The following is a 21,402-nucleotide window of genomic DNA, read 5'->3' as shown; positions in this document are numbered from 1 at the left end:
GCTAGCGCGACTGCGCCCAGTCGTAGAGGCGGTGGGCGCTGTCGCCGAACCGTGTGGCGTAGAGCGTGGGGGTCTGCCCGCCCGCGAGTTCCTCGTCGGTGGTGGTGACGCCCACGACGGTGCCGGTGCCGGTGCGGGTGTCGAAGTGGGCCAGGTGCGGGCCACCGCTCGACCCGGCTGACATGTCGCAGCCTTCACCCCACAGCAGGGGGACCTCGGGACCGGGGTGGCTCGTGCCCGCGCAGTGGATCATGCGGGATCCGACGTACTTGTCCCCGGGATCGTTGAGTCCGTAGTCCGGGTACCCGAAGGCGTGGACGAACTCGTCCTCGACGGGCCGGCCGAATCCGATGCGCTGGCTTCCGGTGACGTCCTCGATCGGGCGCCCCCCGGCGGCGGGGTTCGCCACGAGAAGTCCCGTGTCGTAGCCGGCGGCAGCCACGTCCGACGATCCCGTGGTGTCCGGATCGGCGTCCCAGCGGGACGAGGTGGCCATGGTCCTGATGGTGAAGCCGCCGAGCGGTTTCGTTCCGTTGCGATAGCCGGGCACGAAGTAGAAGTTGTGGTTCCAGGTGTCGTCTGCGGAAGGCGAGCCGACGCCTCTCAGGCAGTGTGCCGCCGTGACGACCGTACTGCGGTTGGCGCCGGCGACGACCGTCGCGGTGCAACTGCCGTCGTAGCCGTCGGAGAAGGTGAAGAACAGGCGGCCGACGTTCTTCACCACCGCCCCGCCGTGTGTCCACACCGACCCGGAGTCCGGCGTGTTCGGGGGAAGCGGCCGGGGATCGTCCGGCGTGTCGTCGTCCTCCGGTACGGGGGTGATCTCGGGGACCAGAGCGCCTGCCAGCTTCATCCGCTCGGGGGTCCAGTAGGCGCTGATCCGGTCGCGCTCTTGTGCGGTCGTGGCGCCGGCGTGGGTGGTGGTGGTGTCCGCCGGCGCCGCGCCGCCGCTGGTGGACGAGGGGCTGTGCGGTGAGGTGTCGGCAGCCGCGGCCGGCGTGACCAGGGCGACGACGGCCGCCGACACCGCGACGGTGGCGCCGATCGCGTGCCGGAGGGGCCTGCGACCGCTGTCCTGGTGACCGCGCGGGCGGTAAGAAGGTGTGCGCATGCGCGGGACGCTAGTCACGCGATGTCAGGAAGCGGTCATGGGAATGTGCGGGCGGTGTCTGCACGGCGGCTCGGCGGGTCGGCGGCTCGTGCCGCACGCGGCTCCCGGCCGCGCGACCGTTGCTCGCCCTGTGGCTTCGCGGGCGAAGGGGTGCCGGGCCGCACGTCGGTCGGCTTCGCGGGCAGGAGCGCGGGACTCTTCCTGGTGACCACCGACTCGGTGACCACCGACAGCTCCACACCGCGGCCCGGCGCTGTACGACGACACGAGCCGAGCCTGCTCGACAACGCGGGCTTCCTCGCAGCACAGGTCCCTACTGTGCGCGGGGCCGCTGCGTACGCTCCATCAGTTCCGGGCCGTGCCCAGGACCGGGTCGATCGCCGCGAAAGCGCGGAACTGGTCGAGGTAGCCGTCGACCTCCTCGTCCTGGGGCCCGCGCTCGCCCTCGACCTCGGGAAATCGCAGGTCGCCGCCGGTGACGAGGGACCACGGTTCGGCGAGCAGGGTGGCCGCCGCCGCGAACCCTGACCGTAGAGCGACTTTGTTCACCGTTCGCCAGTGTTGTCCCCACATCCGGCACCGGTTCTGGTGGGTGGATGCCACATCAAGAGCATATGTTAAGGATACCTGTTCAGTTTACCTGTACTATCGGCGCTATGAAGACACGCACATCACCATCGGGCGGTCACTCGGCCGCCGGGGCGGGAGGGCGGTCGAGCGAGGGCAGTGAGGCCGCGAGCCCGGGTTGGCGGTTCACCCTCCCCCTCATGCTCGGGTCGTCCCTGAACCCGATCAACAGTTCCATCATCGCCACGACACTGATCGCCATCGGACACACGTTCCACGCCGGGGCGGCCTCCACCATCTGGCTGGTCTCCGCCCTCTACCTGGCCAGCGCGATAGGCCAGCCCACCATGGGACGACTGGCCGGACTCATCGGCCCGCGCCGCGTCTTCCTGGCGGGCCTGGCCCTGGTCGGGATCGGCGGCGCGCTGGGCACCGTCGCGACGAATCTGCCGACCCTGGTGGCCGCCCGCGTCATCCTCGGCGTGGGCACCTCGGCCGGCTACCCGACCGCGATGATCATCGTGCGCCGCTGGGCCGCCGAGCACGAGCCGGCGCGAACGGGCGGCACACTCGGCGCGCTGGCCATCGCGGCGCAGGTCACCTCGGCCCTCGGTCTGCCGCTGGGCGGCCTGCTCGCAGCAGCGGCCGGATGGCGGATCACCTTCTTCGTCAACGTGCCCCTGGTCGTGATCGGCATACTGATGACGCTCACCTGGGTGCCGCGCGACCTCCCCCGTGCCGAGCGGACCGGCGACAGCACACCACCGCCCCGGCTGGACACCCCCGGAATGGTGCTCTTCTCGGGCACGATCGCCTCCCTGTTGCTCTTCCTCAACGACCTGCACCACCCACGCTGGTGGCTCTGCGCCCTCGTGGTGGTCCTGCTCGTCGCCCTGGTGCTGTGGGAGCGCCGGGCGGACGACCCGTTCGTCGACGTGCGCATGCTGTCGAGGAACAAGCAGCTGAGCGCCACCTACCTGCGGGTCTGCCTCACCTTCCTGCTCAACTACTGCATCCTCTACGGCCTCACCCAGTGGCTCCAGGAGACGCGGGGCCTCTCGGCCATCGGTGTGGGCCTGCTGATCCTCCCGATGTCCGTGTTCGCCGCGCTCATCTCCTTCCCCTTCGCCCGGCACGACCTGGCACGTTCCGCGCTGTACTGCACGGCCGCCGCGTCGGTGATCGGACCGGCCGGCCTGCTGCTGTTCACCTCGACCACCCCGATCTGGGTCCTGGTCCTGATCACCATGGTGTTCGGCGTCATCTCGGGGCTGGGCGTGATCGGAAACCAGGCCGCCCTGTACCAGCAGGCACTCGCCGAGGCCGTGGGCGTCGCCGCCGGACTCATGCGCACGTTCACCTATCTGGGCGCCGTGCTCTCGTCCAGCCTGATCAGCCTCTCCTTCGGCGACCGGGCCACCGACAGCGGCCTGCACACGATCACCTTCGCGCTCCTCGGCCTCGGCGCGGTCCTCCTCGCCATCACCCCGTCGGGAGCCCGCCACCTCAAGGCGTCCTGAGGGCTCCGTTCCCACCACCCTGCCCGGCACACGTGTTCGCCGCTCCGGCCGTGGTCGCCGAAGGAAACACCCGGGGTGCAGGCTCACCCGAGAACCGCACACACTCTCCGCACATGCCCCGCAGGCAGCGGCCCTGCCTCGCCGGGCGCACACTTCGAAGTACACACCTGAAACGGGAAGGGCACACCTATGGATATGCGACTGACCGGCAAGCGGGCCCTGGTGACCGGGTCCAGCTCCGGACTCGGCCAGGCGATTGCCGAGGCGCTCGCCCGCGAGGGTGTCACCGTCGTCGTGCACGGCCGCGACGAGGCGCGCGCCAAGGCCACTGCCGACCGCATCCACGCCGAGGGCGGCCGGGCCGACGTGGCGGTCGGAGACCTGAGCACGTCCGAGGGCGCCGAGGCCGTCGCCGAGAAGGCGCTGTCCGGGGGCACGATCGACATCCTGGTCAACAACGCGGGGGCGTACGACCAGGTCGGCTGGATGGACGCCACCCCTGAGATCTGGGCGGAGACGTACCGGACCAATGTGCTCTCGGGCGTGCGGATGATCCAGAGCCTCGTTCCGCGCATGCGTGAGACCGGCTGGGGCCGGGTCGTCCAGATCGGCGGCGGTCTGGCCGCCCAGCCCATGGCGGCACAGCCCCACTACAACGCCTCGCTCGCCGCCCGCCACAACCTCACCGTGTCCCTGGCGCGTGAACTGAAGGGGAGCGGCATCACCTCCAACACCGTGGCGCCCGGCGCGATCCTCACCGAATCGGTCCGGAACCTGCTGTGGCAGATCGCCCCCGCCCACGGCTGGGGCGACACCTGGGAGGAGATCGAGCGCGCGGCCGCGGAGAGCTGGGTACCCAACGACGCCAACCGCTTCGGACGGCCCGAGGAGATCGCCGCCGCGGTGGTCTTCCTGGCGAGCCCCCACGCCGACTACATCAGTGGCGCCACGCTGCGCGTGGACGGCGGAACCATCCGCTACGTGAACTGACGCGACCGACGCAACGCCGCCGCCCGGCCGGCCCACCCTGCCGGGCGGCGCGTTCTCACCGACGCGGCCACGGCTCGCAAGGCAGCCGCGCCGACGGGCGCACAGAAGTCTGCGTGCGTAGACTTAACAAGTCTACCGGCGTATACTTATCTCCAGATGCTTCCCCGGTCATACCGACGCGGGGAGGTCCGAGAGAAGGAACAGAACATGGACCTGAATCTGAACGGACGCCGCGCGCTCGTCACCGGTTCGAGCGCCGGACTCGGCGAGGCCACCGCGAAGCTGCTGGCGGCCGAGGGCGCGGCGGTCGTGGTCCACGGCCGCGACAAGGACCGCACCGAGAAGGTCGCCCAGGACATCCGCAACGCCGGCGGAACCGCGACCACGGTCCTCGGCGACCTGGCGGACGACGAGGCCGCCGCACAGGTCGCCCGCGCCGCCACCGCCGACGGCCCCATCGACATCCTCGTCAACAACGCCGGCTTCTACCGCCACCTGTCCTGGGCCGAGGCCGCGCCCGACGAGTGGCGCGACACCTACAACGTCAACGTCGTCTCCGGCGTCCGCATGATCCAGCACCTCGTACCGGCCATGCGCGAACGCGGCTGGGGCCGGGTCATCACCATCGGCGGCGGCCTCGCCTCCCAGCCGATGAACACCCACCCCCAGTACAACGCCACCCTCGCGGCCCGTCACAACCTCGCCGTCAGCCTCGCCCGCGACCTCAAGGGCACCGGCGTCACCTCCAACGTCGTCTCCCCCGGAGCCATCCTCGTCGAGGCGACCAAGGATCTCGTCACCGAGATCGGCCCCGCCCGCGGCTGGGGCAACACCTGGGAAGAGATCCAGCCCAACGCGGTCAACGCCCTGATCCCCAACGACCAGGAACGCTTCGGCGACCCCGACGAGATCGCCGGCGCGGTGGCCTACCTGTGCAGCGACTACGCCCAGTACATCAGCGGAGCCACCATCCGTGTGGACGGCGGCCTCATCCGCTCCGCCTTCTGAAATCCACACCCACGCACGGAGCACCGGTGCGGGCACCGGGACGACAACGCCACGGCACCCGCACCGGTGCTCCGTGTACCCCCCTCCGCCACGGAGGACCCGACCCTGGCGGAATCCGGTTGGCGTCCGGCATGCACACGTGTCTGTGGTCCCGCGAACGGCCGGCCGCCCTCATCGCATGGTTTCCGGACCGCCCGCCACCCCTGCACGACCGCCCTTGCTCATTTCATGCAGGTCCACTGCGGGGTCCGATACGGATCCGGACCTGCCCTGGAAGCCCTGGGACGCTTCGACTCGTGGTTCTTCCACGGTGCTGGTGGTGATCTCGAAGAGTGGGCCCGAGAGCTGAACGAGCTGTGAGCTTGGACGACGGTCGGAACGCTCACGCCGACCGAGATAAGGGTGTTCCAGGAGCAGGTGTAATTACTCAGGCAGCAGTCGTGACAGGCCAGCCACCCCATCGGTGCCGTCCGGACCGGCGGCGCGGATCGGGGTGGCCCAGGTGTGGTCGATGCCCTTGCGGCGCAGGTGATCGACGAGTTTGCGGATCGACCAGAGCGTAAAGGGCTTGTCGGGACAGCGCTGCCGCCAGCCGAGGCCAGCTGCATCATCGCCCGCCTGAACCGCACCGAGCTCGTGCTTACGGGCCGGTCTGGCCGCGCTCACGGCGGCCCGTACCGGCCGGCTCCTCCGCGCCGGACGCGGCCCCCGGCTTCAGGTGGCTGGCCGGGCGCCGACGGCGGCGGTACGGGGCCGCCGCAGCCCGGCGCACCCGTGCCGCCGCCGACCGGACACCCCCGGCCGGCCACCCGGAGGGCACCTCAGGTGCCCGGCTCGGTCGTCACCCGCTCGATCGCGTAGAGGTCCTCGAATCCGGCGAGGTCCTGCATCTGCTCGAAGACCGCGAAGGACTCGGCCGCGGGACGCGCGCTCGGCCGCCCGGACCGCTGTTCCCGGTAGGCGTCCCGCAGCGCGCCGAAGGCAGCGGTCTGTCCCGTGACCGGGTCGATGACCAGGGAGTACCCGAGCTCGGACCACTCCCCCGGCGTGTGCAGGTCGAACGACGTCAGCAGGGCCACAGGGCCGGACAGGCGCCGCGGTGCGGCGGCTCGCTGCTCGGCGTTCTCCGGCAGCAGCATGACGGCGTCGGCGCCGGCGGCGAAGTACGCCTCGCAGCGCTCGACGGCCGCGTCGAAGTTCTCGTTCTGGACCGCACCGGTGCGGGCGATGAGCAGCAGGTCCGGGTCACGCCGTGCCGCCACCGCGGCCCGGATCTTCCCCAGCATCACCTCGACCGGCACCAGGTGTTCCACATGGCGGTGATGGCTGGCCCGCTTGGGTGCCACCTGGTCCTCCAGCTCGATGGCATGGACGCCGGCGGACTCCAGATCCCACACCATACGGGTCACATGCACGGCGTCGCCGAAACCGACTCCGCCGTCCACCACCAGGGGCAGCGCCGAACGCCGGCGGATGGCAGCCGCCGTCTGGGCGAGCTCCGTCGTCGTCAGCAGCGCTTCGGAGACGGCGAGCGACAACCCGAGGCCGCCGCCTCCGAGGTATCCACCGTCGAAGCCCAGTTCCTCGCACAGGCGGGCGGTCAGCGCGTCCGGACAGTGCGGGATCATCAGGGGACCCTCGTTCTCCACACGCCGCCGGAACGCCGCGCGTGCCAGGTTGTCCATGTCTCACTCACATCCTTCTCATATGAAGCCCGGCACACCGACGGCCGGACGCGCACGGGGCTTGCGGCGGGGTGTTCCGTGGCTGACGACACACTCAGGCCGTGTCAGCCGGAAAACGGAAACCGGAAGTCGGAAACCGGAGGGTCGAATGCTCCCGAACCGCTATGTCTTCAACTGTAGACTTGTCTCGTCATCCTGACTACACTGGCCGTGTGAAAAGTGACTTGACTCATCGAGGCCCCCCTCGGCGAGGGCTGGTCGGCCGCGCAACGCGGCGGCGACCCGAGAGGCGGTCCTCAGACCCGCAGTCGAGGCCTTCACCCGTTCCGGCTATGACGGTGCCCGCGTGCGAGAGATCGCCGAAGGAGCCGGCGTGAGCGCGATGATGGTGAACCGCAGTTTTGGATCCAAGGAGAACCTGCCGGGTTCGCTCCCTCACACCCGTGACCGGACCCGGTGACCACTCCCGACCCCGGTACTGAACAGCCCCGCTGTCGGCACATCACTTTCTACGGCAGTCGAAACCCGGAACCCCGGAATCCCTGAACCCCGGAATCCGGGATCTTGCCCGCTTCGCCCGCCCACTGGGTCTTCGACCCCGTCACCCGGCGAAGTCCTGCCCCGCCCGTCGCACCGGCACACTGTGCGGCCGTTGCCCGACCCGCGGGACCAACTCGTGCTCATCGGCCCGCACAGCGCCGTACCGAGCCCAGGCGCTGCGCGCTGACGCCTTCGAAGAGCGCGCGAACCAGCATTTCGTACAAGGAGGAAATCATGGCGGAACGAGGACCGTTGGACGGCCGTGTGGCCATCGTGACCGGTGCCGGACGCGGCATCGGCCGGGGCGAGGCGATCGCGCTGGCGGCTGCCGGGGCGAAGGTCGTCGTCAACGACGTCGGTGTACGGGCGGACGGTCACGGGGCCGCCGAGGGCCCGGCCGACGAGGTGGTCGAGTTCATCCGCTCCCAGGGCGGCGAAGCGGTGGCCAGCTACGAGTCCGTGGCGGACTGGGAGGGCGCGGGCCGGGTGGTCGCCACCGCGGTCGAGCGGTTCGGCCGGCTCGACATCCTGGTCAACAACGCGGGGATCGTCCGGCAGCACAAGATCGAGGAGGTGACGGAGGAGGACTTCGACCTGACCATCGACGTCAACCTCAAGGGCACCTTCGCGATGTGCCGCAGCGCGATTCCGGTACTGCGGCAGTACGACGGCGGACGCATCGTCAACACCTGCTCCAACCAGTGGGCGGCGCCGATCGGCAATCCCGAGTACGCCGCCTCCAAGGGCGGTGTCGTGAGCCTGACCTACGAACTGGCCTGGGAACTCCACAGCGACGGCATCACGGTCAACGCCATCGCCCCGTTCGCCCTGACCAGGATGACCGAGGACGCCCAGCAGCGCGACGCCGCGCTCGTGGCCTCCGGGGCCATGAGCGCGCGCCGGGCCAAGGCCAAGGAGGCGCGGGCCGACGCCGGCCTGGTCGCGCCGATCGTCGTCTACCTGGCCTCGGCTGCCGCGGCCGATGTGACGGGCTGTGTCTTCCGGGCCGGCGGCGGCAAGATCGGCATCTACAGCCACCCCGTCGAGACGCGGACGATCTTCCGCGAGGAGCAGAACGGCCCGTGGTCGCACGACGAACTCGTCGACCTGCTGCCACGGACCGTACTCGCCAACGGCAGCAAGGCCCCCCACATCCTGTGAGGCGGACTCGTCGCCGGGCCACGCGCGAACCCTGTCCGAGTGGCCCGGCACGTCCCGCGGCGGCCCGCCCGACGGCCGGCGCGCCGATCGTGACGGCGGCCGTCGAGCCCCCTCACACACGGAGTTGACACACGTAGCTGACACACGTGGTTGGCACACGTGGCCGCCGTCCGTACCGGCCTGCGTGCCGAGCACTGCTCGACCTCATCGGCCTGGACACCACGGGCGGTCGCGGCGCGGCGGCTGGGCCGCAAGAGTGGGCGGGGCTTCCACACGTACGACGGGTGAGCGGTGCCCGGCGGTGCGGTGCGCGGCCGGACCGCTCACGCCGTCACTCCGTCTCGGGGTCGTCCAGGACGACGCGCAGGACCGCCTCCAGGCGGCGGGCGAGGTCGTCGGCGTCGGCCTCGACCAGTGCCGTGTTGCCGATGACCTTCCGCATCAGCCATACCCCCGCGATCACCGACAGGGCCAGCGCGGTGCGCTCTCGCGCGTGGTCGCCGGTGAGCATGCCGGCCAGTTCCCGTTCCACATGGCGCTCGATGCCGGCACGGGCGATCTCGGCCGTGCGCGGGTTGGGCGCGGAACGCAGCATCAGCAGGAAGGGACTGAGATGGTCGGCTCCCGGGGCGGTGCGTTCCACGAGCGACCTGGCGATGTCGCGGCTCAGGGTCGCGGGATCGTCCGTGACGACGGTACGCGGGGCGAACGAGGCGTCCACCGTCTCGGCGAAGAGCTGTTCCTTGGAGCCGAAGTAGCGGTTGACCAGCATCGCCGTCACGCCCGCGTCCTTGGCGATGTCCCGCACGCCGGCACCGTCGTAGCCGACGCGGGTGAAGGCCTCCACCGCGGACCGCAGGATCGCCTCCCGCGTCGCCGCGGCGTTGCGCGGCCTCTTGGCCGCGGGAGGACCGGACGGCGACTGAGGAGACTCACTTTCCATGGCCCGCAGTGTAGCCAAACGCGGAATTCGAGTCTACGGCCGTAGACGAACCGGGTGCCGACGGCTCGCGCGCATCTGAGGCCGCGACAGGAGGCCCCCCGCTCACCCGGAACAGGCGATGCGCTCAGGGGTGCTCCGGAGCGGGCCGGGTGCCTCGGCGCGCCGCGACCGGGGGCTGCGAGTCGGCCAGGCGCTCCAGAAGCGACACGAGCTCGGTCAGCCCCTCGCGTTCGCTGCTGGTCAACGTGCCGTCGATCGCGGCGGTGAGCCAGGCTTCCCGCGCTTGGAGCCAGCGTTCGGCCTCTTCCCGCCCGCGCGGAGTGGCCGTGACCAGGATGCGGCGGCCGTCGTCGGGGTCGGGGCTGCGCGTGACCAAGCCGTGCTTCTCCAGCACGGCCAGGGTCTGTGCCATGGACTGCGGACGCATGTACTCGGCGGCTGCGAGATCGCTCGTCGTGGCGGGTGGCCCGTACACCACGCGGTGCAGAGCGGACAATTGGCTGCGGCTGTAGGGACCGGCGCCCATGCCGGTCTCCGAGCGGATGCGTCCGCGCAGGCGGTCCATGGAACGGACCAGCGCAAGGGCCAGGTCTGCCGAGGGGTTGTCATTCAGCGCCACTCATAAATCGTACAGGTAAACTGCACATTGGCGGGTCGGCACCGCTGGACCCTGAGGGGGTGGCGAGGTCTCGTCGCCGTAGGGAGCGGGAGATGGCGTCCTGGGCGTGTCCCGAGGACACCGAGGAGGGGAAGAGCCCGGGGCGCACCGGCCGGAGCGGGTGCGCCCCTTGATGTCAGGACACCACCGCCTGCGCGTACGGGGCGAGCCGGACGGGGCCGACCAGGCCGTGGTCCTGGCGGGCTGCCGTGCCGAACACGGACGGCTGGGCGACCCGGAGCCGGTTGATGAGCGGGGTCGCCACTTCGATCTCGATGCTGTTGTCGCCGCGGCGCAGGTACGGGCCGACGTCGACGACGGGGTGCAGGCGGTCGACCGCGGGCGCGGAGGTGCCGTTGACGGTGACGCGGACGGTGTCGGAGACCTGCCCGAGTTCGAGGACGGCCCCATGGGACGCGGTCCAGTCGTCCGGCAGGGTGACGCGGGTGCGGTAGCGTCCGACGCCCGCGGAGTCGGCCAGTTCGGGGATCCTCGACCAGGGCGCGAGCGCGTCCAGGGTCAGGGTGCGCTGGACCCGCTCGGTGCGGGTCGCGGCGGAACCGGGGTACCAGTCCTCGACCTCCACCTCCCACGCCGCCGGGGTGATCGGGTCGGGTACGGACGGCAGGGTCGTGGTGACCGTGCGGCCGTCGGACAGGCGGGTGGTGCGGGCGCGGGTGCCCGCCGCGCCCGCCCGCACGGTCAGTCCGCGGCCGGTGAACAGCACGTCGTCGGCGTCCGAGGCGAGGGCGTACGGGCGGTTGCCGTGACGGTCGCCGAACAGTCCGGGGCGCCCCAGCGCGATGATCACCGTCTCCCCCGGCTGGAGCGTGACGCGCAGGGTGACGTCGTCGCCGTCCTGGGTGTAGCGGGCGAGGCGCACCGCCCGGCCCGTCCAGGCGTCGAGGAGATACGGCACCGTGGCCCCGCGGCGCCGGGTGCCGCGCAGGGTGACGTCGTGGTCGATCGCGGCCACCGCGGGCTTGACGGTCTCGGCGTGCTTGCCGTTGCACAGGTAGTAGAAGTCCGCGTCGTCGGTGGCCCGGTGGGCGTTGAGGAGCGTGGAGGAGGTGGCGTAGCGGACGTCGGGGGTGACGCCGAGCCTGGCGAGCGCGTCGCCGACGGCGGCCTTGTCGGTGACGTGGACGACGCCCGGCAGGGCGAGCAGCCGGGCCGTCAGCGCGCGCAGTCGGTCGGTCTCCCCGTCGTCGGGCACACCGGGGGTCTGTGCCTGGTCGAAGGCGCCGAACAGGACGATGGGCAGGCCCGCCTCGGCCAGCTCCAGCAGCTTGCGGGCGTCGGTGACGGCGAGCGTCGGGGCGGAGCCGTAGAAGAAGTCGCCCTCGACGAACAGCGCCTTGTAGGCGGGCCCGTCGGGCGCCAGCCGGCCGCCGGAGACGGTGGCGCTCGGCAGGTCCAGCAGCGGGCCGCTGAGGAACTGGTGGGTCCAGCCGAGGGGGACGCCGGTTGCGGTGAACCAGGACGCGCCGATGCCGGTGGCCGTGTAGCCGGTCTGCCGGAAGACGGCGACGTCGGCGCGGGCGGTGCCCGCTTGCAGCACACGGTGCACGCGGCCCAGGTAGCCGGAGATGTCGTCGACGTGGCCCCAGGTGGGCTGGCGGGGTCCCCACGACTCACCGTAGCCGGGGGCGCCGTTGTACGGGCTGAAGGCGGCGAACCCGGGCCAGCTCGCCTGCGGGGCGGTGGCGTAGGAGAATCCGTGCACGACGGTCTGGTTGACCCCCGCCGCGTACGCGCCGCCCATCGTCCGCAGGAAGCGGTCCCACGTGGTGCTGTACGCCGTGCCGTTGTACGCGCCCGCCTCGCAGGACAGCACCGTGCGCCCGGCCATGTCGCGACCGCCGGCCAGGCAGCGGTAGTCGTCGAGGTTCTTGAAGCCGAGGGACTCGCCCTCGGGGATGTCCAGGATCGCCGCGGAGGCGATGGCGTCGGTCTGCAGTCCGTAGGGCTGCGAGCGCAGGGCCATGTCCAGCGAGTGCGCCCAGGTCTTGAGGGCGTGCAGGTGGTGACGGTTGAACAGGTCGGAGACGGTCTCCCAGAAGTCGTGCCGGATCTGCCGGGTGACCTGGGCCTCGAAGGCGAAGACCTGGTTGCTCTTGTCGAGGACGACGGCGGGCAGGTACGGCAGCAGGGAGCGTCCCGTGCGCTTCTCGAACGCGTCGGGCAACTGCGCGGTCCAGGTGAGGCCCTCGGTCTCCAGTTCCACCGAGTCCTCGAAGAACGCGCCGCCGGCGGCCTTCAGCAGGACCTTCAGCGACGGCGTCAGCAGGGAGTCCCAGTAGTCGGTGACGGCGGCGGTGCCCGCGGGGCTGAAGTGGTCGACGGCGTAGGCGGCGGGCGAGGAGTGCGGGCCGGACTCGGGCTGCTGTCCGGAGCCTCGCTGCCAGTAGGAGATCAGGACCCAGTCGCCGTCCGCGGGCGCGGTCCAGGTGAGGGCGCCGCCGGTGACGGTGGCGGTCAGGTCGCGGACGCTGGCCAGGTCGAGGCCGGTCTCCTTGCGCGTGGAGTTCGCGGGGTCGACGCGGGCGGCCTGGACGGTGAGGAGCTGCCTGCGGGTCACGCCGGGGGCGGCCGGGCGCACGGGTTCCGGGACCGGGCCCTGGTAGGTGGTGCCGCCGGGGACCGAGGCGCGGCCGTAGGCGAGTTCCTGGGCGGCGGCCACGTCGTCGGGGGTGATGCCGGGTACGGCCACGGGCCAGCTCGGGCCGAGGGTGAGGTCGACGGTGAGGCCGCGTCTCGCGGCGCGGCGCAGGGCGGCCTCGACGCCGTCGAGCCACGGTCTGCTGCCCCAGCCGTGGCGGGCGGTGTCCAGTACCGACTTGTCCTTGACGCTGTGGTGGACGGCCGCGATCTCGACGCCGCCGAAACCGGCGTCCGCGATCTGGTCGATCTCGCGGGCGATCTCGTCGGGGTCGACGAGGCCGTCCGGCCACCACCAGCGGAACTTGGGGCGCACCGAGCGCGGGGGGTCGGCGAACCAGTCGGCGGCGGGAGCTGGTCCGGCGCCTGCGGGGAGTGCGGTCGCGGCGGGCGTCGCGGCGCCGAGGGCGGCCACGGCGCCGGCGGCCAGGGAGGTGGCCAGGACCGCGCGCCGCGACATCCCGCCGCGCTGCGAGACGAGTTCATGCATGTGCGCCCCAAAGAGTGAGTCGAACAAGGGGATGGAACGGTGATTGAAACGTTTCAATTCGGTGTAAACGCCGGAACGCTAAGCCCCGCGCCGAGGCGGGGTCAAGAGGTCGGCACCGGTCGATCGCGGGCGCGCGTCAGGCGAGGCCGACGGAGGCGTTGTCGTCCCAGCGGTCCCAGCCGTCCCAGCCGTCGTCGCGCCGCGTGTCGCCGGACGTCGAGCGGGAGCGGCGGCCCGGCCGCCCGGGACGGCGATGGCCATGCCGTCGCGTCCTCCGCGGACCTCCCTTGCGGCGGGCGACGTTCCCTGCGGCGGGCGCTCGGCGTCGGCGGTGTACGGAGGGGGTCGGCCTCCGGTGTCGGCGTCGTCCGCGGCGCCTGTAGGAGCTGGGCGGGGGAACGGGACGCCGTCACCCCGGGGGATTTCTCGCCTCCCGCTACAGGCCGAGCATGTCCTCTTCGAACAGGCTGCCGACCAGGTCGGCATGCGCGGTCCGCCAGGCCGTGTACTCCACCGCCCACGGCTCCCCGTCCACCCAGGCGGACCGCAGCGCATCATCGAACTCCCAGCTGACGACCTCCTCGTCGCCGGGATGTTCCTCGCCGAGATGCTGAAGCAGCACGTTGATCTTCACGCTGGTGGGCGGCGTGCACTGGGTGGCCCACGCGCCGTGGCCGTCGGGGTTCGTGTGATCGCTCATGCCGGTTCAACGACGCCGGAGGCGGCATGGAACGGTGAACCCGGGCGCGGGCGCCGGACGGGGAGACGGGTCAGCCCGGCCCGCACGTGCGCGAGACGCACCCCGCGGCCGTCCTTCCGCAGGTCGCGCACGGGAAGGTGCGGCCGGATGCGGGCGTGCAGCGCAGGCTCGCGGGCGGCACCTCCCCCGTCTCATCGGTCAGGCCGGACGGACGGGCGCAACGGCCGCTGACCAACGGTGGGGACGAAGTGTGCGGGCGGACTCCCGATGTCGCCGTGGGCGTGGCGCACCGCCCGACGGATCGGGTCCAGCACGTGGCGTCGCTGGGGGTGTTGGGACGGGCGCTGTCCTTCGCCGCCGTCGGACTGCCTGAGCCGGCCGACCCCTTCCGCGTCGAGCTGACAGCACCTGACGGAACGGACCTGGGCGTGGGGTCCCGAGACCGCCGCGCAACGGGTACAGGGCGGCGCCGCCGACTTCCGCCTGTGTGTCACCCGGCGTCGCCCCTGGTCCGAGACCGACCTGACGGCGGCCGGCGAGGACGCTCAGAAGTGGCTGGAGGTGGCGCGCGTCTCCCTCTGAACGCGTCGGGTGCGACGAACCCCGAGGCCGTGAGCCGTCCGTGTCCGGCGTGATCAACCGGCTCCCAGGCGTGGTGCCGGCGGCAGCGGCGTGGGCGCCGCCGTCTGCGGTGCGGCGCTGAACGCCTCGATCACGTAAGCGGCGAAGCGGCGGGAGGCCGTGATCCGGGCGGCAGGCGGCGTGTCCTGGAGGCCCCGGTGGGCCATGAGCATGAGGACGAGGTCGTCGACGACGAAGCCGGGGCGCAGCTGGCCGGCCCCCTGGGCGCGGCGGGCCAGTTCGCCGACCGCGTGCACAGTCCGCTCCCGGTCGGCGGCGAAGTCCATGGCCTCGGGGAAGGCCGTCATGAAGGCGTCGGCGAACCCCCGGCTGTGCGCGTGGAGTTCGCAGATCCGCTCGATCAGGGTCCGGAATCCGTGCCACGGGTCGGGGTCCGCGAGGGCGTCGCGGACGGCGGCGTGGCAGGCCCGCCGCTGCTCGGCGAAGGTCTCCGCGATCAGTGCCTGCTTGGTCGGGAAGTGCCGGTACAGCGTGGCGGGGCCGACGCCCGCGTGCCGGGCGACCTCGCGCATGGGCGCGCTCAGGCCCTCCTCGCCGAACACCGCGCGGGCGGCGTCCAGGATGCGGGCCCGGTTGTCGCGGGCGTCGGAGCGCACGGTCTGAGGCAAATGACTGCTCATCGTTTCTCACTTTAGCCAAACGGACGGGGGCGTCCGTTACGGTCCGATGGCGGTGCCGCCGCCCTTCCCCGCACGTCGCCGGTGATCCCCCCGGCCGCGGCGGCCGGCTCGACGCCCACGGCCGCGGCAGCCGCGCGCCGTCCCCCCCCATCGACCCGAGGAGCAGAGATGAAAGCCGTTGTGATCAGGACGTTCGGAGACCCCGATGGCCTGGAGGTCGTCGATGTGCCCGTGCCCGTTCCGGCCCCGGGGCAGGTGCGGATCGCCACGGAGGCGATCGGGGTGGGCGGCGTGGACGCCGTGATCCGCCGGGGAACGCTCGCCTCCTACGGCTTCCGGGAGGGCCATCTCCTCGGCAGCGAGGTCGCGGGAAGGGTCGCCGCGGTGGGAGAGGGGGTGGACGCCTCGTGGATCGGGCGGCGGGTGTGGGCGTTCACCGGTCTGTCCGGTGGGTATGCCGAGCAGGCCGTCGCAGCGGTCGAGGACGTCCTCGCGCTGCCCGGCGGCCTGTCCGGCGCCGACGCGGTGACCCTCGGCGGTTCCGGGGTGGTCGCCCACTTCGCCCTGGAGCGGGCCCGTTTCACGTCCGGCGAGACGGTGCTCGTACGCGGTGCGGCGGGCAGCATCGGGATCACGGCGGTCCAGCTCGCGGCCAGGGGCGGTGCGAGCGCGGTGGCGGTCACCACCTCGTCGGCGGAGCGTGGCGCCCGCCTGCGCGACCTGGGTGCGACCCATGTCCTCGACCGCTCCGGCGAGGGCGGCCCGGAGGCCCCGGCGGGCTTCGACGTGGTGATCGATGTCGTGGGGGGTCCCCGTCTTCCCCTCTTCCTGGACAAGTTGAATCCCAACGGGCGGTACGTGGCTGTCGGTGTGGTCGACGGGCAGCCGCCGGCGGACTTCGGCATGCGGTTGATGGACGCCTTCCGCAGGTCGTTGTCGTTCGCCACCTTCAGCTCCGACACCGTGCCCGGCCCCGACCGGCAGGCCGTACGGTCGTCCCAGTTCGCCGATGCCGCACGCGGGGGCCTGCGCACGGTCGTGCACGAGGTGCTGCCTCTGGACCAGGCGGCCCTGGCCCACCGTGCGATGGACGCGGGGAAGGTGTTCGGCAGGGTTGTGCTGGCGCCCTGAGCGGAGCAGGCGGGCATACGCAGCAGCCGCCTGGTGCTCAGGGTTTCCCGGCACCGGCCGCCTCGGGGATGTCGTCCCGTTCGGGCCCGGAGGTATGTACTCGTGCCGCTGGCCTTGGCGGCGCTGTCGGCGTTCGGCTGGTTGCTGGCCTCCAGGTCGGCCCCTGTCGTCCAACCGCTACAGGTGACCGCGCCTGCCCGGGAGACGATCCCCGGCAACCTGGGCGCGGTGCGCCGCGACTGGGGGCTCGTCGCAGCGGCCTACCTCACGGTCTGGGCCCCCTACGTGGCCGCCTGCGCCGCCAACGAGGGCCGCGGGTCGCTCTTCGGCGCCTTGTACGTCGTGCTCACCTTCCTCCTCGGTGCCGTGCTGTCCGTGTGCAACCTCTGCCTGCTCCAGAGCTACCTCGATCGCTCGCAGCGCATGCTCAAGGAGGACGCCGCCGTGGGCAGCGTGCACGCGGTCCGGGTCCGGTTCGGCACCCCGGTGCGGGAGACGTACCGGTACCCGACCGGGAAGGGTGTCGGCAGGATCGGCGTCAGATCCAGCTGTTTCGTCGAGTTGGTACCCGAGGACGGGACCGGCGGCCAACGGGCCGTCCGGCTCCGGACCACGCACGCCGGTCACAGTGTCGTCGTCAGCGAGAAGCACCTCACCCATGCCGCCGCCCGGCTCGTGGGTCACGGCGGCTGGCTGTGCTGGCCGACCCGGTGGCGGGACATCGCGGGCACGAACAAGGAGCGCAAGGTCTCCGCCGCCTTCGTCTCCGACTCCGGCCATGTGGTGTGGGGCGTGACGCACGAGGAGGACTACGCGCACTACCTGCGTGAGGGTGCGGCACCGGTGTGCCGGACCGACACCGCTCTCACCGTCACACCTCTTCCCCGGCCGTCCCGTTACTTCCCCAAAGTGCACGGCTGGCACCTTGGCGTCGCGGCGGTCGGTGCCCTCCTGGCCGTACCGTTCCTGCTCGATGTCGTCCCGTACTGGGCCCGCTTGCTGCTGGGTGTGTTCTCAGGGGCCTTGGGGCTCTTCGCCGCGATGACGCTGGACGGACAGGGCCTGGACAAGGAACCGTGGAGCGCACGCGAGAGTCTGCATCCGTCGTTGCGGTGAACACGGTCGCTCAGGGAAGGCGGTGTCTCCTTGGGTGCGGGGGTCAGGCGGTGTCGGTGGGCAGTCCGGCGATCAGCCGGGTGAGCTCGTCGAGCTCCGGCGCGCTCAGGTCGGTCAGGGGCGGGCGGACGGGGCCCGCGCTGTGCCCGGTGGCGGTCATGCCGGCCTTGACGATGCTGACGGCGTAGCCGGGCTGCCGGTTGCGGATCTCGGTGTAGGGGAGCACGAAGTCCGTCAGCATGCGGAGGACGGCGTCGTGGCGGCGTTCGCGGACGGCGGTGTAGAAGCCGAGGGCGAAGTCGGGCAGGAAGTTGAAGATCGCCGAGGAGTAGGTGGTGACGCCGAGTTCCAGGTAGGGCAGGGCGAACGTCTCGGCGGTGGGCAGGCCGCCGATGTAGGTCAGGCGTTCGCCGAGGCGGGTGTAGACGCGGGTCATGGTGTCGATGTCGCCGACGCCGTCCTTGTAGCCGATCAGATTGGGGCAGGTCTCGGCGAGGCGGGCGATGGTGTCGGCCGAGTAGACGGCGTTGGCGCGGCTGTAGACGACGACACCGAGGGACGTGGAGCGGCAGACGGCTTCGACGTGGCGGGCCAGGCCTTCCTGGCCCGCCTCGGTGAGGTAGGGCGGGAAGAGGAGGATGCCGTCGGCGCCGGCCCGTTCGGCCGCGGCGGCGAACTCGGTGGCGGTGGTGGTGCCGTAGCCGGCCGGGGCGAGGATGGGGGTGTCGTCGGGGGCGCTGTCCGCGGCGGCGGTGACGACGCGCTCGACCTCGGTGGGGGTGAGGGAGAAGAACTCTCCGGTGCCCCCGGCCGCGAAGAGGCCGCCGACGTCGTACTTGGCCAGCCGGATGATGTTCTCGCGGTAGGCGTCCTCGTCGAAGGACAGGTCGTCCCTGAAGTGGGTCACGGGGAAGGACAGCAGTCCGGAGCCGAGGCGGCTGCGCAATTCCGCGGGGGTGTAGGACGTCATGGGTGTGCCGCTCCTGAAGGACGCAGGGGTGGGTGGGGTGGGGTGCGGGCGGTACCGGCCGGAAGTGAAATGACCGGCCGGCACGGGTGGTTCCGGCCAGAGGTGACATGACCGGCCGGGACGGTTGGTGCCGACCGGAGGTGGAATGGCCGGTCGGGGCGGGCGGTGCCGGCCGGAGGTGGAATGGCCGGCCGGAACAGGCGATTCCGAAACGACAGGTCGGAAGGGTTGGTGCCGGCGCGGGCAGTGCGGCTGTCCGTTGCGCGTGCCGCCCGCGCCGGGACTGGGTGTCCGCCGCGGCCGGAACTCCGCGGCCGACGAGGAATCCGTCCGTCAGGGGCGGGAGCCCACTTCGTGCGAGGCGATCGTCCAGGCGCGGGCCTGGTCGCTGAGGGTGAAGCCGAGGCCGGGCCGGGAGGAGACGTACATGCGTCCGTCGCGGATCTCCAGGCGCTCGTTGAACAGCGGCTCCAGCCAGTCGAAGTGCTCCACCCACGGTTCGATGGGGTAGGCGGCGGCCAGGTGGAGGTGGATCTCCATGGCGAAGTGGGGGGCGAGCTGGAGCTGGTGGTGCTCGGCGAGGGCGGCGAGCTTGAGGAACTGGGTGATGCCGCCGATGCGGGGGGCGTCGGGCTGGATGATGTCGCAGGCGTTGTGGCGGATCAGCTCGACGTGTTCGGCGACGCTGGCCAGCATTTCGCCGGTGGCGACGGGGGTGTCCAGGGACGAGGCGAGCGCGGCGTGGCCGACCGCGTCGTAGGCGTCGAGGGGCTCCTCGATCCAGACGAGGCCGAACTCTTCCATGGCGCGGCCCAGGCGCTGGGCGGTGGGCCGGTCCCACTGCTGGTTGGCGTCGACCATGAGCGGCACGTCGTCGCCGATGTGTTCGCGTACCGCGGTGAGGCGGGCCAGGTCGTACTTGCCGTCCGGGTGCCCGACCTTGATCTTGATGCCGCCGATGCCGTTGCCCAGGGATGCGCTGGCGTTGTCCAGGACCTGTTCGGTGGGGGTGTGCAGGAAGCCGCCGGAGGTGTTGTAGCAACGCACGGAGTCGCGGTGGGCGCCGAGCAGCTTGGCCAGGGGCAGGCCGGCGCGCTTGGCCTTGAGGTCCCACAGGGCGACGTCGAAGGCGGCTACGGCCTGGGTGGCGAGGCCGCTGCGGCCCACGGAGGCGCCCGCCCACACGAGCTTGGTCCAGATCTTCCCGATGTCGCTGGGGTCCTCGCCGATCAGGTTGTCGGCGATCTCGCGGGCGTGCGCGAACTGGCCGGGGCCGCCGGCGCGCTTGGAGTAGCTGAAGCCGATGCCCTCGTGTCCCTGCTCCGTGACGATCTCGACGAAGAGGAAGGCCACCTCCGTCATCGGCTTCTGACGGCCCGTCAAGACCTTGGCGTCACTGATCGGCGTGGCCAGCGGCAGCGTGACTGAGGACAGGCGCAGCCAGGCGATGCGGTCGAGGGTGGCTTCGCCTGCGGTGGGCGCGGCGTGCGCTGTCGTGTTCGTCGTGGTCACCACTTCGTGTCCCTGGGTTGGCGCGGGTTGGACGGGTGCGGGCCGGATGAGATGCGCGGCGGCCCGGTGTGCGAACGTGCGGCGAGGGCGGTCGGCCGGGTGGGGGACGTGGTCCGCCCGTGTGCGGCCTGGAGAGGTCCTGGGCCGCTACGGGAAGCGTCCGCAGAGGTGCTGTCTGCGGCGATCGATCGGGCGATCACGGCGGGGCTGTGCCATGGTGCGTCTCTCCTGTGGCTGCTCTCCGCTGCCGCGGACGGGCGTGCGGGGCGGGAGCGCCGTGTCGAATGGGTCCGACGCTACGGTCGCGATCGATTCACGTCCAACATAAGTTTTGGATGTGGCGATACAAGGAGAGCATCGTTGTTCACATTGACGCAGCTGACGTGTTTCGTGGCCGTGGCGGAGGAGCTGCACTTCACGCGGGCTGCGGAGCGTCTGAGCATGACCCAGCCCCCGCTGAGCCGGCAGATCCAGCTCCTGGAGGGCGAGCTGGGGGTGAGGCTGCTGGACCGCACCAATCGGACCGTGCGGCTGACGCCGGCGGGCCGCTCCTTCCTCGCCGAGGCGCGCCGTATCGTGCGCCAGGCCGAGCATGCCGCCCTGGCGGTGCGGCGGGTCTCCACGGGAGAGGCGGGCTCGATCGCCATCGGGTTCACGGCCGCCAGCGCCTACTCCGCCCTCGGTGAGCTGCTGGAAAGCGCCCGTCGCGCGCTGCCGCGGGTGGAGATACTGCTGCACGAGCTCGTCACCCGCGACCAGTTGGAGGCTCTCAGCGAGGGCTCGCTCGACCTCGGGCTCATCCGCCCGTCCGCAGTCGGTCCCGACCTGACCGCACGCACCGCGGTCCGGGAAGGGCTGGTGGCCGCGCTGCCCGCCGACCACGCCCTGGCCGCCGACGACGGACCCATGGAACTGTCGGCCTTCGACGGCGAGGACTTCCTGATGTACTCCCCGACGGAGGCCCGCTACTTCCACGAGTTGCTGCTCACCACCTTCCGCAGCGCGCAGGTACGGCCGGTGTTCACCCAGTACCTCAGCCAGGTCCACAGCATCCTGGCCCTGGTCAACATCGGCTGGGGCATCGCCCTGGTTCCCGAGGCGGCGGCCGAGATGCGGCCCACCGGAGTCGTGTACCGGCCGCTGCACCTGCCCGGTCATCCGCGGCCGGTCGAACTGGACTACGTGTGGCGCAAAAGCAACGACAATCCCGCGCTGCACGCCCTGCTCCAGCTCCTGTGACCGGGGCGCTCGCCGTCGTCCGACATGTATGTCGGCACGTGCCCGTCACAGGGGTGTCATACAAGGAATGAATGGCAAGCAACAAAATTGGACATGGACGTGAATCGAAAGCGTCTCTACGGTCAACTCAGCCACCGG

At 71.4% G+C, this 21,402-nt stretch carries 19 protein-coding genes and 1 pseudogene; 9 read left to right on the top strand and 11 right to left on the bottom strand.

Translation table 11 applies throughout. The annotated features are described in order from the left end of the window. Position 1: 1 nt before the first annotated feature. Positions 2 to 1,111: a trypsin-like serine peptidase gene (locus AQJ11_RS35555; protein WP_059265997.1), complete on the bottom strand. Its 1,110-nt coding sequence runs from the start codon at positions 1,109 to 1,111 to the stop codon at positions 2 to 4. A 345-nt stretch (positions 1,112 to 1,456) separates the two neighbouring features. Then, the gene (locus tag AQJ11_RS35550) at positions 1,457 to 1,660 is read right to left on the bottom strand and encodes a hypothetical protein (protein WP_244218517.1); all 204 of its coding nucleotides are present in this window, start codon (positions 1,658 to 1,660) and stop codon (positions 1,457 to 1,459) included. A 218-nt stretch (positions 1,661 to 1,878) separates the two neighbouring features. Here AQJ11_RS35550 and AQJ11_RS35545 point away from each other — a divergent pair, with 218 nt between their 5' ends. The 3 genes from AQJ11_RS35545 to AQJ11_RS35535 all read left to right on the top strand — a co-directional run bounded on the left by AQJ11_RS35545 (position 1,879) and on the right by AQJ11_RS35535 (position 5,196). Beyond that, entirely contained in the window at positions 1,879 to 3,198 is a 1,320-nt protein-coding gene (locus AQJ11_RS35545; protein ID WP_059265995.1) for an MFS transporter, read from the top strand. A gap of 189 nt (positions 3,199 to 3,387) precedes the next feature. Continuing rightward, a complete protein-coding gene (locus AQJ11_RS35540) occupies positions 3,388 to 4,188 on the top strand; it encodes an SDR family NAD(P)-dependent oxidoreductase (protein WP_059265994.1) in 801 nt (266 codons plus the stop codon). Between the two features lie 207 nt (positions 4,189 to 4,395). After that, positions 4,396 to 5,196 carry an SDR family NAD(P)-dependent oxidoreductase gene (locus AQJ11_RS35535; RefSeq protein WP_059265993.1) on the top strand — a complete coding sequence of 267 codons (801 nt, stop codon included), beginning with the start codon at positions 4,396 to 4,398 and terminating at the stop codon, positions 5,194 to 5,196. Between the two features lie 423 nt (positions 5,197 to 5,619). Here AQJ11_RS35535 and AQJ11_RS35530 read toward each other — a convergent pair whose 3' ends face one another. Next, a complete protein-coding gene (locus AQJ11_RS35530; RefSeq protein WP_059265992.1) occupies positions 5,620 to 5,862 on the bottom strand; it encodes a hypothetical protein in 243 nt (80 codons plus the stop codon). A gap of 155 nt (positions 5,863 to 6,017) precedes the next feature. After that, positions 6,018 to 6,881, bottom strand: a complete 864-nt coding sequence (locus tag AQJ11_RS35525; RefSeq protein ID WP_059265991.1) for an isocitrate lyase/PEP mutase family protein — start codon at positions 6,879 to 6,881, stop codon at positions 6,018 to 6,020. Positions 6,882 to 7,188: 307 nt separating this feature from the next. On the opposite strand from AQJ11_RS35525, the pseudogene AQJ11_RS47085 reads away from it, so the two are divergent. Together AQJ11_RS47085 and AQJ11_RS35520 are read left to right on the top strand one after the other, a co-directional pair. Beyond that, positions 7,189 to 7,341: pseudogene (locus AQJ11_RS47085) on the top strand (TetR/AcrR family transcriptional regulator); the annotation flags it as partial. Positions 7,342 to 7,655: 314 nt separating this feature from the next. Beyond that, entirely contained in the window at positions 7,656 to 8,582 is a 927-nt protein-coding gene (locus AQJ11_RS35520; protein ID WP_059265990.1) for an SDR family NAD(P)-dependent oxidoreductase, read from the top strand. A gap of 331 nt (positions 8,583 to 8,913) precedes the next feature. Here the strand turns inward: AQJ11_RS35520 and AQJ11_RS35515 are convergent, their stop codons facing one another. The 4 genes from AQJ11_RS35515 to AQJ11_RS35500 form a co-directional block, all read right to left on the bottom strand. Beyond that, positions 8,914 to 9,525 (bottom strand): TetR/AcrR family transcriptional regulator, encoded by a 612-nt coding sequence (locus AQJ11_RS35515; RefSeq protein WP_237281297.1) that lies wholly within the window; start codon positions 9,523 to 9,525, stop codon positions 8,914 to 8,916. A gap of 124 nt (positions 9,526 to 9,649) precedes the next feature. Further along, positions 9,650 to 10,144 (bottom strand): MarR family winged helix-turn-helix transcriptional regulator, encoded by a 495-nt coding sequence (locus AQJ11_RS35510; RefSeq protein ID WP_059265989.1) that lies wholly within the window; start codon positions 10,142 to 10,144, stop codon positions 9,650 to 9,652. Positions 10,145 to 10,319: 175 nt separating this feature from the next. After that, a complete protein-coding gene (locus AQJ11_RS35505) occupies positions 10,320 to 13,334 on the bottom strand; it encodes a glycosyl hydrolase (RefSeq protein WP_059265988.1) in 3,015 nt (1,004 codons plus the stop codon). A 436-nt stretch (positions 13,335 to 13,770) separates the two neighbouring features. Continuing rightward, positions 13,771 to 14,034, bottom strand: a complete 264-nt coding sequence (locus AQJ11_RS35500; protein WP_059265987.1) for a hypothetical protein — start codon at positions 14,032 to 14,034, stop codon at positions 13,771 to 13,773. A gap of 408 nt (positions 14,035 to 14,442) precedes the next feature. Between AQJ11_RS35500 and AQJ11_RS52525 the strand changes: the two genes are divergently transcribed. Next, positions 14,443 to 14,616 carry a hypothetical protein gene (locus tag AQJ11_RS52525; protein ID WP_341846311.1) on the top strand — a complete coding sequence of 58 codons (174 nt, stop codon included), beginning with the start codon at positions 14,443 to 14,445 and terminating at the stop codon, positions 14,614 to 14,616. A gap of 53 nt (positions 14,617 to 14,669) precedes the next feature. On the opposite strand, the gene AQJ11_RS35495 is transcribed toward AQJ11_RS52525, so the two are convergent. After that, a complete protein-coding gene (locus AQJ11_RS35495) occupies positions 14,670 to 15,296 on the bottom strand; it encodes a TetR/AcrR family transcriptional regulator (RefSeq protein ID WP_208616696.1) in 627 nt (208 codons plus the stop codon). Positions 15,297 to 15,464: 168 nt separating this feature from the next. Here AQJ11_RS35495 and AQJ11_RS35490 point away from each other — a divergent pair, with 168 nt between their 5' ends. Both AQJ11_RS35490 and AQJ11_RS35485 read left to right on the top strand, forming a co-directional pair. Continuing rightward, positions 15,465 to 16,427, top strand: a complete 963-nt coding sequence (locus AQJ11_RS35490) for a zinc-binding dehydrogenase (RefSeq protein WP_059265986.1) — start codon at positions 15,465 to 15,467, stop codon at positions 16,425 to 16,427. 102 nt (positions 16,428 to 16,529) lie between these two features. Then, positions 16,530 to 17,543: a hypothetical protein gene (locus tag AQJ11_RS35485; protein WP_059265985.1), complete on the top strand. Its 1,014-nt coding sequence runs from the start codon at positions 16,530 to 16,532 to the stop codon at positions 17,541 to 17,543. A gap of 43 nt (positions 17,544 to 17,586) precedes the next feature. Here the strand turns inward: AQJ11_RS35485 and kdgD are convergent, their stop codons facing one another. Then, complete coding sequence (gene kdgD, locus AQJ11_RS35480) at positions 17,587 to 18,513, bottom strand: 5-dehydro-4-deoxyglucarate dehydratase (RefSeq protein WP_059265984.1); 927 nt, start codon at positions 18,511 to 18,513, stop codon at positions 17,587 to 17,589. A gap of 333 nt (positions 18,514 to 18,846) precedes the next feature. Then, positions 18,847 to 20,028: an L-talarate/galactarate dehydratase gene (locus tag AQJ11_RS35475; RefSeq protein ID WP_058085027.1), complete on the bottom strand. Its 1,182-nt coding sequence runs from the start codon at positions 20,026 to 20,028 to the stop codon at positions 18,847 to 18,849. A 357-nt stretch (positions 20,029 to 20,385) separates the two neighbouring features. On the opposite strand from AQJ11_RS35475, the gene AQJ11_RS35470 reads away from it, so the two are divergent. Further along, positions 20,386 to 21,264, top strand: coding sequence for a LysR substrate-binding domain-containing protein (locus AQJ11_RS35470; protein ID WP_014669559.1), 879 nt, complete (start codon positions 20,386 to 20,388; stop codon positions 21,262 to 21,264). Positions 21,265 to 21,402 lie beyond the last annotated feature (138 nt).

The organism is Streptomyces corchorusii (assembly GCF_001514055.1).
Lineage (GTDB): Bacteria > Actinomycetota > Actinomycetes > Streptomycetales > Streptomycetaceae > Streptomyces > Streptomyces olivaceoviridis.
The sequence above is the reverse complement of the archived record's forward strand: the minus strand, read 5'-3'. Positions and strand labels throughout refer to the sequence as shown.